This window comes from Streptomyces iakyrus (assembly GCF_000717055.1).
GTDB lineage: Bacteria > Actinomycetota > Actinomycetes > Streptomycetales > Streptomycetaceae > Streptomyces > Streptomyces iakyrus.
In genome coordinates this window covers 1-320 of sequence record NZ_JNXI01000141.1, presented here as the reverse complement: position 1 = coordinate 320, position 320 = coordinate 1, and the positions used below count along the sequence as shown (strand labels likewise).

The 320-nt window shown below is 58.1% G+C and carries 1 protein-coding gene; it reads right to left on the bottom strand.

Translation table 11 applies throughout. The features are described 5' to 3' along the window. Window positions 1-30 precede the first annotated feature (30 nt). The coding region (locus tag OO68_RS49070; protein WP_209442699.1) for a glutathione binding-like protein at window positions 31-320 on the bottom strand (290 nt) is incomplete at its 5' end.

The window sequence follows — 320 nt, the reverse complement described above, 5'->3', positions numbered from 1 at the left end:
ATCTTGTTCTCCGCAACGTCTTCGGTCCGCTCACGCTGCCGGCGGATAGTTCGACGGGAAGAGCGAGCGCTTGGTCTCGTCATCATTCACCGTCTTGAATGTATGGTTCTTACCGACTGCGCGTGCCCGTGCGACTGCAGGGCGAGCGTCTACTGTTTGAAACAGCCGCTTGAGATTGGGATAGGGACCAAGAGGATCTTCCGCTCCTTTGAGCACCCGAGAGGCACGGTCCAACCAGCCCCAGGCCGAGATGTCTGCAATCGTGTAATCGTCGCCGACGATATAGGTCCTGCCTTCGAGGTGGTCGTTCAGCACCTGAG